The sequence below is a fragment of the Streptomyces sp. NPDC002130 genome (assembly GCF_040296465.1).
GTDB lineage: Bacteria > Actinomycetota > Actinomycetes > Streptomycetales > Streptomycetaceae > Streptomyces.
The window spans coordinates 1-11,851 of sequence record NZ_JBEOXI010000243.1 but is presented as its reverse complement, the minus strand read 5'-3'; the positions used below and the strand labels follow the sequence as shown (position 1 = coordinate 11,851).

Sequence of the window (11,851 nt, the reverse complement as noted above, 5' to 3'; positions counted from 1 at the left end):
CTAATCCCCACCGAAGTGGTTCATCGTTCGACTTGCATGTGTTAAGCACGCCGCCAGCGTTCGTCCTGAGCCAGGATCAAACTCTCCGTGAATGTGTACCGGTAATCCGGTGCAACACCACGAGAGCGGAACAGTCAGGCGGAATAAGCCCGACCGTTCACAGCGTCCTCGCTGTGTTTTTTCAAAGGAACCTCGACCATCGGTTGTCCGATGGACGGGGTATCAACATATCTGGCGTTGACTTTTGGCACGCTGTTGAGTTCTCAAGGAACGGTCGCTTCCTTTGTACTCACCCTCTCGGGCTTTCCTCCGGGCGCTTCCCTTCGGTCTTGCGTTTCCGACTCTATCAGATCTTTCCGATCCGATTTCCTCGGTGCTTTCCAGGTTCCCGCTTCCGCGTTTCCCTTTCCGGCGGTTCCGACTCTATCAGATCCTTTCGGGCCTGATCCCCGGTCAGCGGGGTTTGTCTTCGCGGCTGTTGGGCCGTTCCGACGTTCCCAACCTTAGCGCGCCCTGTCGGCGATTCCCAAATCGAGGCCGTTCGGAGTCGATCAGGTCGTCGAGTCCCAATTCGAATTGAATTCGGGCGTGCCGAAATCAACCCCGTCGGGAGGTCGAGCTTGTGGTTGGGATGCCGCTGCTGCGGCGGAAGGTGCTGCCGAAGAACCGTTACGGCTCCGTGGCAACCCGAAGAACTCTACGGATCCGCCAGGGGCGTGTCAAGCGTCCCTTGTCAAGATCTTTTCGGCCCCGCTGTCAGTCCAGGTCGCTGAGGCGTCCGCCGGCGTCCGGCTGTGCGTGCTCGACCCGGCGCAGCAGGCGCGTGAGCACTTCGCCCAGCGCCGTGCGCTCGTCCGGTGACAGGTCCTGGAGCAGGTCCTCCTCGAAGACCGTCGCCAGGCGCATTGCCTCCAGCCACTTCTCTCGCCCCTCTGATGTCAGCTCCACGATGACTCGTACGCGGTTCGACTCGTCTCGCTCACGGGTCACCAGAGATTCGGCGACCATGCGGTCGATCCGGTGGGTCATCGCGGCCGGGGTGAGGCCGAGGCGCTTGGCGAGGTCGCTGGGGCCAAGACGGTAGGGGGCTCCGGAGAGGACGAGGGCCTTGAGGACCTCCCACTCCGCGTTGCTGATGCCGAGGGCCGAGGTCTGGCGGCCGTAGGCGACGTTCATGCGGCGGTTCAGGCGGGAGAGGGCCGAGACGATCTGCTCGACCTGGGGGTCCAGGTCCTGGAACTCGCGCTGGTACGCGGCGATCTGCTCTTCGAGGGTCGGCTCGCTGAGGCCGGGAGTGTCGCCCATGTGCGCAGTATCGCACGGTCCTTCTTTGCCTTGAAGTCCTTGAGTATGTACTCTTTAGCTTCGAACTTTAGTTTCGAAGTCTTCACTCCTAACTTGTGAGAGAGGTGAACGTGACCAGGGCGATGGGCGCAGCGATGCGCCGGATTCACGTGGGTAACGCACTCAGCGCGTTCGGGCTCGGCTTCACGGTCCCGTACCTGTACGTCTATGTGGCGCAGGTGCGAGGGCTTGGGGCCATGACGGCGGGTCTCGTACTCGCCGTCTTCGCTGTGGCCGCGCTGGTCGTGCTGCCGTTCGCCGGACGGGCCATCGTCCGGCGCGGCCCGCTGCCGGTGCTGCTCACCGCCTTGGTCACCGCCGCTCTGGGTGCCCTCAGCCTGGGGATCGCGAGCAGTGCGGCTGCCGTGCTGGTCTCGGCCTCGCTGCTGGGGGCGGGGCAGGCCGTGATGCAGCCGGCGCTCGCGACGATGATCGTCGACTGCTCCTCGGCGGAGACGCGGTCGCGTGCCTTCGCCATGCAGTTCTTCCTGCAGAACCTCGGGCTCGGCGTCGGCGGCCTCATCGGCGGGCATCTCGTCGACACGACGAGCGCCGCCTCCTTCACGCTGCTCTTCGCGATCGAGGCGGCGATGTTCCTGCTGCTCGTCGTGGTGATGGTGACCGTTCGAATGCCGCACGCGCCGCGGATCGAGGACGCCCCGAAGGCCTCGGGCCGGGGCAGCTGGAAGCAGCTGATGGGCAACCGGGCCATGGTGCAGCTGTGTGTGCTGGGCTTCGTGCTGTTCTTCGCCTGCTACGGGCAGTTCGAGTCGGGGCTGAGCGCCTACGGGGTCGAGGCGGCCGGGATATCGACGTCCGCGCTCGGAAGCGCGCTCGCCGCCAACACGCTGATGATCGTCGTCGCGCAGTTCGCCGTGCTGCGGTTCGTGGAGCGGCGCCGGCGGTCGCGGGTGATCGCCGCTGTCGGGCTGATCTGGGCCGTGGCGTGGGTCGTCGCCGGGTACGCGGGGCTCGGGCACGGGAGCCAGGAGATGGCGACGGCCGCGTTCGTGTCGACGTACGCGCTGTTCGGGCTGGGTGAGGCGATGTTGTCGCCGACCGTGGCCCCGCTGGTCGCGGATCTCGCCCCGGAGGGGATGGCCGGGCAGTACAACTCGGCGTTCGCCCTGGTCAAGCAGCTGGCGCTGGCCGTCGGGCCGGCGGTGGGCGGGCCGCTCGGGGCCTCGCTGCACGCGCCGTACATCGTGGCGTTCCTGGTGTTCTCGCTGGGGATCACCGTCCTGGCCGTGCGGTTGGGGCGGCAGCTGACCGATGTGCAGGATCAGCCGTGGCTCGGGAAGAGCCGGGTCGTGGCGCGGGGTGGGGCGCCCGTTTCCGCGGACGTCTGATCCCGGGTCCCGTCCAGGGCCGACGGGCCCTAGGTGGTCTGGGTGCGGGGCAGGGCGAACTCGCACCAGACCGCCTTGCCTCCGCCCGGTGTGCGGCGGCAGCCCCAGTTCGACGCGATCGTGGCCACGATGGCGATGCCCCGGCCCGATTCGTCCCCCGGTTCCGCGCGGCGGCGTCTGGGGAGGTGGTCGTCGCCGTCGGTGACCTCGATGATCAGGCGTCTGTCCGTGCGGCGCAGGCGCAGCCGCATCGGCGGGGTGCCGTGCTGGAGGGAGTTGGCGACCAGTTCGCTGGTGGCCAGGACGCCCAGGTCGTGCAGGTCGGCGGGAAAACGCCAGCTGGTCAGGACGCCCGAGGCGAAGGCACGCGCGCGGGGAGCCGCTTCCACTCCGCCCAGGAGTTCCAGGGCGGCGTTGCGGAAGAGCTCGCTGTCCGCTCCGGTGCGGGCGGGGTGCTGGAGGACCAGGACGGCCACGTCGTCGTCGTGGTCGGGTGTCACGCCCGCGGAGCGGACCAGGCGGTCGCAGACGACCTGGGGTGTGCCGGTGGCGCCGGCCAGGGCGCGTTCCAGGGCGGCGATGCCCTCGTCCAGGTCCGCGTCGCGGCGCTCGACCAGGCCGTCCGTGTAGAGGACGGCCGTGGAGCCGGGGGCGAGGGGGATCGAGCCCGAGGCGTGCATCCAGCCGCCGGTGCCGAGCGGGGGGCCGGTGGGTTCCTCGGCGCGCAGGACCGTGCCGTTCTCGTCGCGGACGAGGATCGGGAGGTGCCCCGCCGAGGAGTAGATCAGCTTGCCCTCGTTCGGGTCGTGGATGGCGTACGCGCACGTGGCGATCTGGTTGGCGTCGATCTCGGCTGCCAGGCCGTCCAGGAGCTGGAGGATCTCGTGCGGGGGGAGGTCGAGGCGGGCGTAGGCGCGGACCGCCGTGCGGAGCTGGCCCATGACGGCGGCCGCGCGGACGCCTCTGCCCATGACGTCGCCGATGACCAGGGCCGTGCGGCCGCCGCCCAGGGTGATGACGTCGTACCAGTCGCCGCCGACCGCGGCTTCCGTGCCGCCGGGGTGGTAGGTGGCGGCGATGCGCAGGTCGTCCGGTTGTTCGAGTTCCTGCGGGAGCAGGGAGCGCTGGAGGGTGACCGCCGTTTCGCGCTGGCGGCGTTCGCTGGCGCGCAGGCGTTCCGCGGCTTCGGCGTGGTCGGTGACGTCGGTGGCGAAGACGAGGACGCCGCGGCCGTCGCTGCCGCCCTTGCCGTCGCCCTGGGCGACCGGGGTGCACGTGAAGCTGTAGGAGCGGCCGTCTGGGGCCTTGCGTGACTTGACCGTACGCGGTTTGCCGCTGCGCTGGACCTGGTCCAGGAGGGGGAACAGACCGAGGGCGTCCAGCTCGGGGAGGGCCTCGCGGGCGCGCTCGCCCAGGGGGCGCACGCCGAAGGCGGTCGTATAGGCGTCGTTGACGTAGGCGATGCGGTGGTCGGGGCCGTGGACCAGGGCGACGAGGGACGGGGCGCGGTCGAGGACCTCACGCACCCGCAGTTCGTCGACGGCGGGAACGGACGGTGTCTCGTCGGTCAGTTGTTCGGCGCGGGCGGCGGGTACGGAGCCGTCCCCCCGCCGGTCCGGGGAGGCCGTCTGCTCGGTCCGCGCTGCGGCGCGGCGCTGCGTTCCGGGGAGCCGGGCGCTCCAGCGCGTGAAGTTCACGAATCCTTGCCTCGTGTAGTGGTCGGCGGCCGGCACCGGAACCGGCCGGGGCCCCGGAGGGCCCGCACCGGGGCTCGTGGTGGCGTGCCCGCGGTGGTGGACCAGTCTGGCAGGGCGCGGACCGGACCGACATCCGTCAGACGCCGGGCCGGCCGCTGGAGTTCCTGGGTCCGGTCAGGACGACCCCTTCGGGTTGTGCGGGGGGTCTTGAGAAGGCTTTCCACCGGCCGCGAGTTCGAACTCCGCCCTGGGGTGTTCGAGTGAACCCAGGGAGACGATCTCCCGTTTGAACAGGCCGGCCAGGGTCCATTCGGCCAGCACCCGCGCCTTGCGGTTGAAGGTGGGCACACGGCTGAGGTGGTAGGCGCGGTGCATGAACCAGGCGGGATAGCCCTTGAGCTTGCGCCCGTAGACGTGGGCGACGCCCTTGTGCAGGCCCAGCGAGGCGACCGAACCGGCGTAGGCGTGTTCGTACGTCTGCAGTGGTTCGCCGCGCAGGGAGTGCACGATGTTGTCGGCGAGGGCCTTGGCCTGGCGGACCGCGTGCTGGGCGTTGGGGGCGCACTCGCGGCCCGGTTCCCCGGCGGTGACGTCGGGGACGGCGGCGGCGTCTCCGGCCGCCCACGCGTGCGTGGTGCCGTCGACCGACAGTTCCGGCGTGCACTTCAGGCGTCCGCGGCCGTTGCGGGGCAGGTCGGAGGCGGCGAGCACCGGGTGGGGTTTCACGCCGGCCGTCCAGACGACCGTACGGGTGGGGAAGCGGGCACCGTCGCTGAGGACGGCGACCCGGTCGGCGCAGGACTCGAGGCGGGTGTGGAGGCGGACGTCGACGTTGCGGCGGCGCAGCTCGGTGACGGTGTAGCGGCCCATCTCCTCGCCGACCTCGGGCAGGATGCGGTCCGAGGCCTCGACGAGGATCCACTTCATGTCGTCGGGCTGGACGTTGTGGTAGTAGCGCGCGGCGTAGCGGGCCATGTCCTCCAGTTCGCCGAGCGCCTCCACGCCGGCGAAGCCGCCGCCGACGAAGACGAAGGTGAGGGCCGCGTCGCGGATGGCGGGGTCGCGGGTGGAGGAGGCGATGTCCATCTGCTCGATGACGTGGTTGCGCAGGCCGATGGCCTCCTCGACGGTCTTGAAGCCGATGCCGTGGTCGGCGAGGCCGGGGATCGGCAGGGTGCGCGAGACGGAGCCGGGGGCGAGGACGAGCTGGTCGTAGGACAGTCGCTGTCCGCCTGTGCCCTCCTCCTCGGTGGCGAGGGTGGTGACGGTCGCGGTGCGTTTCGCGTGGTCGACGGCGGTGGCCTCGCCGATCAGGACCCGGCACCGGTAGAGGACGCGGCGCAGCGGTACGACGACGTGGCGGGGGGAGATGGCGCCCGCGGCGGCCTCGGGGAGGAACGGCTGGTAGGTCATGTACGGGTCGGGGGTGACGACGGTGATCTCCACCTCGCCCCGGTCCAGCTCCCGTTTCAGTCTGCGCTGCAGGCGCAGGGCCGTGTACATCCCGACGTAGCCGCCACCGACAACGAGAATGCGCGCACGTTCCTTCACCATCCCATGACGCACCCGTCGCTTGCGTTTGTCCACAGCCTCGACGAATTGTGTGACCGGAGCGGGAGGGCGCGCGGAGTTGGCCGGATTAGCGCCCGCACCGAATTCGCGCAGGTCAGGAGGGGTGATGCAGGGGGCGCGCGGGGGCACATTCGGGACGTATGCCGCCCGTACTCCGATCGGTGGGCGCTCCGTGCGGAACGTGCCCCTTCTGAATTGACTCCCTCTCAACTATGTTCGTGTGTCGACGGGGTGTAGGGGGATGCGCTCACCGGGGTCCGCGACGGGCGGGCCGCGGAACGGGCCGGTTCCCGCGTCCCGGCATCGTATGGCGGGGAGTCTCCGGGGGGAGACGTCATTACCGGGGGAATACTTATGCATGTTCAGGACTCTCATTGGTCGCCCGCGTCCGCAGTCGCGGCGGGCGGTATGACGATGAGCGCGGCGGCGGGCAGCGGACGCGACGCGTCCCGGACGACGCCGCTGCGTGTGGACGCACAGCGCAATCTGGAGCACGTACTGCGGGCGGCGCGCGAGGTCTTCGGCGAGCTGGGGTACGGCGCGCCGATGGAGGACGTGGCGCGGCGCGCGCGGGTCGGCGTGGGCACGGTGTACCGGCGGTTCCCGAGCAAGGACGTCCTGGTGCGTCGGATAGCCGAGGAGGAGACCTCCCGGCTGACCGACCAGGCGCGTGCGGCGCTCGGGCAGGAGGACGAACCGTGGTCGGCGCTGTCGCGCTTCCTGCGGACGTCGGTGGCCTCCGGCGCGGGGCGGCTGCTGCCGCCGCAGGTGCTGCGGGTCTCCGTCGAGGACGGTGCCGGTGGCCCGCGGGTGCCGCAGCAGCGGACCCAGCCGGGCACGACGGAGCTGCGACTGGTGCCGGACCAGCCCGTCGCGGTCGCTTCGGTACCGGCGGCAGCGGCCGAGGACGACGCCGGGACGACGGCGCTGCTCGAGGTCGTGGGCCGGCTCGTGGACCGGGCGCGTGCGGCCGGTGAGCTGCGGGCGGACGTGTCGGTGTCGGACGTGCTGCTGGTGATCGCCACGGCCGCGCCCTCACTGCCGGACGCCGCTCAGCAGGCGGCCGCGTCGGCCCGGCTGCTGGACATCCTGCTGGAGGGTCTGCGCTCGCGACCGGCCTGAGCCACCGGGACCCGGGTCGAACAGGCCCGGGTCGGGTGGGGCTTCCGGGCTCGGGCGGCACGTCCGGGCCCGGAGCGAGCCGGAGAGAAGAGGGGGAGCCTTCCCCGAATGAGTGACGGCCAGTACTGCCGTGCGATGAATCCCCACGGATGAGTGATCGTCCGAACTTCGGGCTTCTGACCATAAGCCCATATGGCACTCTGACCCGGTGGTCTGGACGGGTTGGACGGCTGCCGGGGGCTTTCCGCGATGAGCGTTGACGGGCGGGACGAGTCGAGCGGCAGCGGGCACGGCGACGCCACGGCCGACGGCCCGGTCCCGCCGAAGGTGCCGAGTCAGGGCGGACGCGCGAGCGTGCCGCCCGCCGGGCACCTGGGCGACGGCTCGGTCCCTGCCCAGCGCGACCGGTGCGAGGACGGCGCCCTGCCGCCGCGCGAGACGCCGCCGTCCGACGCCGGCCTCATCGACCGGATGCGCGCGGGCGACGACACGGCGTACGAGGAGCTGTACCGGCGCCATGCGCAAGCCGTGCGCCGGTACGCCCGCACCTGCTGCCGCGACGCCCACACCGCGGAGGACCTGACCGCCGAGGTCTTCGCCCGCATGCTGCAGGCGGTACGCGGCGGCGCGGGCCCCACGCACGCCGTACGCGCCTACCTGCTCACCTCCGTCCGGCGCGTCGCCGCCTCCTGGACGAGGTCGGCACGGCGCGAGCAGCTCGTCGACGACTTCGCGGTGTTCGCCGCCCAGTCCGCGCACGGGCCCGACGTGTCCGGCGACGACACGCTCGAACTGGGCGCGGACGTACGGGCGATGCACGAGGCCGAGCGGTCCATGGCCATGCGGGCCTTCCGTTCGTTGCCGGAGCGCTGGCAGGCCGTGCTGTGGCACACCGAGATCGAGGACGAGTCCCCCAGCGAGGTCGCCACGCTGTTCGGGCTGGACGCCAACGGCACCCGCGTACTCGCCAGCCGGGCCCGCGAAGGGCTCAAGCAGGCCTATCTCCAGGCCCACGTCAGCGCCACGCTCACCGGTGACGAGGAGTGCGCACGCTACGCCGACCAGCTCGGCACCTACGCCCGCGGGCGGTTGCGCATCCGCGCCGAGCGGGGGCTGCGCAAGCACCTGGACGAATGCGCGAAGTGCCGACTGGCCGCGCTGCAGATCGAGGAAGTGGCCGGCGGCATCCCGGCGGTCGTACCGGTCGCCGTCATCGGCTGGTTCGGGGCCGCCGGGTACGCGAAGGCCGCCGGGCTCATCGCCGGAGGTGCGGGAGCGGCCGGTGCGGCGGGGGCGGCCGCGGCGGGTGGGTCCGCCGGTGGGGCAGCCGCAGCGGGGGGTGGTTCGGCCGGTGGCGGAGGTGGTGCGGCGGTCTCCGAGGGGGTCGGCGCGCCGGTGAAGGCCGGTATCGCGGCCGGTGTGGTCGCCGTGGGTGTGGTGGCGGCGGTGGTGATGGCACTGACCGGCAACGAGAAACCGAACGAAGAAGCCGAGGCCGCGCCCTCGCCGCCGCCGCCGTCGTCGGTGGTGCGCCCGGGTGAGCCCACGCCCCCGCCCTCCTCCTCACCCCCCGGACCGGGGCCACGGCCGCCGGGGATTATGCCCGCGCGCGCCGAGACGCCCGCACCGACACCGAGCCCCAGGACCAGCCCGAGTCCGGACCCGGAAGCGGCCCCCACGCCACCCCGGACGCCCGCTCCACCACCCACGCCCCCGAAGCCGACTCCGCCCCCTGCCCCCACACCGACGCCCACTCCGCCACAGCCCCCGCCTCCCCCGCCCGCCCCGGTCGTCTACCAGTGGAGCGAACTGTCGTACGACATCAGCGGCGACGGCACGAAGCCCGAGATGCGGATCGGTTCGAGCAGCTGGGTCTGGCAGCGGTCCGGCCTGTCGGTCGGCGACCAGCGCTACGCCCACGGCGTCACCGTGCACGGCCGCTCGTCCGTCACCATCGACCTCAACCGCGCCTGCTCGTCGTACGACGCGCTCGTGGGAGTGGACGACATGACGTTGAGGCTCGGCAAGGTGTACTTCTCCGTCTATGCCGACGGGATCAGGCTGTGGCGGTCCCCGCTGGTCGAGGGCGGTGACCCGGCCGTGCCCGTCCATGTGAACCTCACCGGCCGCAGTACGGTCCGGCTGGTGGTGGAACCGCGCAGCGCTCTCGACGACCTGATGCCGGTGGACTGGGCGGAGTCCCGGTTCACCTGCGGCTGACGGTACGGCTGCGGCTGACGGCAGGACGGCTTACGACACCCGGTCGGGGGCATACCTACGGCACGCCTCCTCCAGCTCGCGCACGGCGTCGTCCGCGGTGAGAACCGTGCCCCGGGCCCGCTCCGCCTCGCACCGGGCGCTCCCCAGAGCCGCACGCGCGGCAGCCTCGGCGCGTTCCGCCGGGGCGCGCTCCGGAATGGAGCGCGGGCGGCCCGACCGCCAGTGGTCGCCGGCGCCGAGCAGCCTGACCACGCGCGGGAAGTCGCCGAGATCGGCCAGCAGTCCCGCCGCGCCGTCCACGACCGTGGCCCTGACCACCTCCGAGCACCGCTTGTCCACGGCTTCGCGCAACACGGCGGTGACCTTGGCCAGGGCAGACCGCGGACCGGACTCCTGCGCGGTGATCACGGCGTCGAGCAGGAGCAGCATCACCATGAACTGGGGTGGCGGGGAGCCGGGAGCGGTGTTGGCGCGGGCCTCCTCGCACCACGCCCGCGCCCGGCCGGTCTGCCCGTCCTCGAGGGCCATCTGGGTGCGCATCAGCAGGACGTACGCCTTGGAGTCCCGCACTCCGTACCGTTCGGCGGCGGCGGTGGCCTCGTCCAGCAAGGACAGCGCGGACACCCGGTCGCCCGCACGGTAGGCGATCTCGGCGAGCCGGGCGATGAGGAACGGCGACTCGGCGTAGGCGCCCACCTCGTAGGCGAGCCGCAGCGCCTCCTCGTACTCCCCCTTGGCCTCCTCGAAACGGCTGCGCACCATGGCGGCCTCGCCCGCGGCGCTGCACACCTGGGCGCGCAGCCAGCGGTCGCCCGTGCGGCGGCTGAGGACCCGTAGTTCCGCGAGGTCGTCGTCGACGCCCTCCAGGCCCCCGGGTCCGTCGACGACCGTGTGCGCGCGGAACATCAGGGCGACGGAGATCTCCCAGTCGCCGCCGTACCTACGGCAGTTGGCGACGGCGGCGTCCAGGACGGTGCCGACCTCGCTCGGGTCGCCCAGAAAGGAGGAGAGGATCGGGCAGACGAGCCCCGGGATACGGGCCGCGTGCGGACCGCCGCCCCTGTAGTGGGCCCACACCCGCTCCATGTACGGCAGCCGCTCGGCGGCGAACGTCTCCACGGGCGCGACCTCGGTCATGAAGAACAGATGCAGCAGGCGCACGTCCATCCGCAGGGCGTGCAGCGGATGCCCCACCTCCCCGTCCGACGCGGTGAGGAAGTGGTCGAGATGGCCGGGCTCCGGCTCGCCGCCGGGCGGCACACGCCCCGCCACGTCCAGGGCCACACCGAGGCGCAGCGTCCGCTCGAGCCACTCCATGCCCTCGTGCCGGTAGTTGCGCAGCCACCAGAACCAGCCCATGGCCAGGGCGAGGGCGGCGGCCTCCGCCTCGTCCCGGGCCGCGAGGGCCCGGTCGAGGGCCGCGCGGATGTTGTCCAGCTCGGTCTCCAGACGGGAGATCCACGGCAGTTGCCCGGCGGAGCGCAGCTGCGGATCGGCCCGCGCGGCGAGCGCACGCGCCCACGCGCGGTGCCGGAGCTCGGCGGTGGTGCGCAACCCCGGGGTGTCGGCGGCGCGCTCGACGGCGTACTCGTGGATGGTCTCCAGCATCCGGTACCGCATGCCGGAGGAGCCGTCGTCCGCGCCGGGCGCCGCGACGACGAGGGACTTGTCGACGAGGGCCCCGGTCAGCTCGGCGGCGGGCCCGGAGCACACGGCCTCGGCTGCCGTGAGGTCCCAGCCGCCCGCGAACACGGACACCTCGCGCAGCATCGTCCGCTCGGCGTCGTCGAGGAGGTCCCACGACCAGTCGACGACGGCGCGCAGGGTCTGCTGGCGGGGCAGGACCGTACGACTCCCGGAGGTGAGGAGGCGGAAGCGGTCGTCGAGGCGGTCGGCGATCTGCCGGGGCGTGAGCAGCCGGAGCCGGGCCGCCGCCAGTTCGATGGCGAGTGGCAGCCCGTCCAGCCGCCGGCAGATCTCCGCCACCGCCTGCTCGTCGCGGAGAACGGCCTCCGCGTCGGGACGGACAGCGGTGGCTCGCTCCGCGAACAGCCGGCGGGCGTGGGCAGGGCGCAGGGGCTCGACCGGGCGGATCAACTCGCCCGGCACACCCAGGGGTTCCCGACTGGTGGCCAGGATCGTGAGCCCCGGGCAGCGGGTCAGCAGGGTCTCCGCGAGGTGGGCGGCGGCGCCGATGACATGTTCGCAGTTGTCAAGGATCAGAAGGAGGCTGCGCGGCGCGCAGAACTCCACGAGCAGCCCGACCGGGTCGTCCTGCACTGCCGTGAGCTCGCTGGTCATCAGCACGGTCTCGCGCAGACCGAGCGCACTGACCACCGCTCCCGGCACCGCCTCCGGGCGGTCGAGCGGGGCGAGCTCGGCCAGCCATGCCTGCGGGAGCCCGGCGGCGGCTTCCTCGGCGAGACGGGTCTTGCCGGAGCCGCCCGGTCCGGTGAGGGTGACGAGCCGGGCCCTGTGCATGTCGGAACGGATGGCGTCGATCTCGGGTTCCCGGCCGACGAAAGAGGTCAGCCGCGGGCGGATGGC

General features: G+C 71.9%; 7 protein-coding genes and 1 rRNA gene. 3 read left to right on the top strand and 5 right to left on the bottom strand.

What is annotated here, in order from left to right:
- Both ABT116_RS33160 and ABT116_RS33155 read right to left on the bottom strand, forming a co-directional pair.
- A 16S ribosomal RNA gene (locus ABT116_RS33160) occupies window positions 1-92 on the bottom strand; the annotation flags it as partial.
- Between the two features lie 664 nt (window positions 93-756).
- Entirely contained in the window at window positions 757-1,305 is a 549-nt protein-coding gene (locus tag ABT116_RS33155) for a MarR family winged helix-turn-helix transcriptional regulator (protein WP_351641350.1), read from the bottom strand.
- A 122-nt stretch (window positions 1,306-1,427) separates the two neighbouring features.
- Between ABT116_RS33155 and ABT116_RS33150 the strand changes: the two genes are divergently transcribed.
- Complete coding sequence (locus ABT116_RS33150; RefSeq protein WP_351641353.1) at window positions 1,428-2,693, top strand: MFS transporter; 1,266 nt, start codon at window positions 1,428-1,430, stop codon at window positions 2,691-2,693.
- A gap of 29 nt (window positions 2,694-2,722) precedes the next feature.
- Here ABT116_RS33150 and ABT116_RS33145 read toward each other — a convergent pair whose 3' ends face one another.
- Window positions 2,723-4,390 carry an ATP-binding SpoIIE family protein phosphatase gene (locus tag ABT116_RS33145; RefSeq protein WP_351641348.1) on the bottom strand — a complete coding sequence of 556 codons (1,668 nt, stop codon included), beginning with the start codon at window positions 4,388-4,390 and terminating at the stop codon, window positions 2,723-2,725.
- Between the two features lie 174 nt (window positions 4,391-4,564).
- Window positions 4,565-5,944: an NAD(P)/FAD-dependent oxidoreductase gene (locus ABT116_RS33140; RefSeq protein WP_351641345.1), complete on the bottom strand. Its 1,380-nt coding sequence runs from the start codon at window positions 5,942-5,944 to the stop codon at window positions 4,565-4,567.
- 372 nt (window positions 5,945-6,316) lie between these two features.
- Between ABT116_RS33140 and ABT116_RS33135 the strand changes: the two genes are divergently transcribed.
- Together ABT116_RS33135 and ABT116_RS33130 are read left to right on the top strand one after the other, a co-directional pair.
- Entirely contained in the window at window positions 6,317-7,084 is a 768-nt protein-coding gene (locus ABT116_RS33135; protein WP_351641342.1) for a TetR/AcrR family transcriptional regulator, read from the top strand.
- 249 nt (window positions 7,085-7,333) lie between these two features.
- Window positions 7,334-9,304 (top strand): sigma-70 family RNA polymerase sigma factor, encoded by a 1,971-nt coding sequence (locus ABT116_RS33130; RefSeq protein WP_351641341.1) that lies wholly within the window; start codon window positions 7,334-7,336, stop codon window positions 9,302-9,304.
- Between the two features lie 30 nt (window positions 9,305-9,334).
- Here ABT116_RS33130 and ABT116_RS33125 read toward each other — a convergent pair.
- Window positions 9,335-11,851 (bottom strand): ATP-binding protein (locus ABT116_RS33125; protein WP_351641340.1); only part of this gene is annotated, 2,517 nt, incomplete at its 5' end.

Coding starts and splice junctions, on each gene's coding strand:
- ABT116_RS33155 (WP_351641350.1), bottom strand. CDS start 1,305: ATGGGCGACACTCCCGGCCTCAGCGAGCCGACCCTCGAAGAGCAGATC.
- ABT116_RS33150 (WP_351641353.1), top strand. CDS start 1,428: ATGGGCGCAGCGATGCGCCGGATTCACGTGGGTAACGCACTCAGCGCG.
- ABT116_RS33140 (WP_351641345.1), bottom strand. CDS start 5,944: ATGGTGAAGGAACGTGCGCGCATTCTCGTTGTCGGTGGCGGCTACGTC.
- ABT116_RS33135 (WP_351641342.1), top strand. CDS start 6,317: ATGCATGTTCAGGACTCTCATTGGTCGCCCGCGTCCGCAGTCGCGGCG.
- ABT116_RS33130 (WP_351641341.1), top strand. CDS start 7,334: ATGAGCGTTGACGGGCGGGACGAGTCGAGCGGCAGCGGGCACGGCGAC.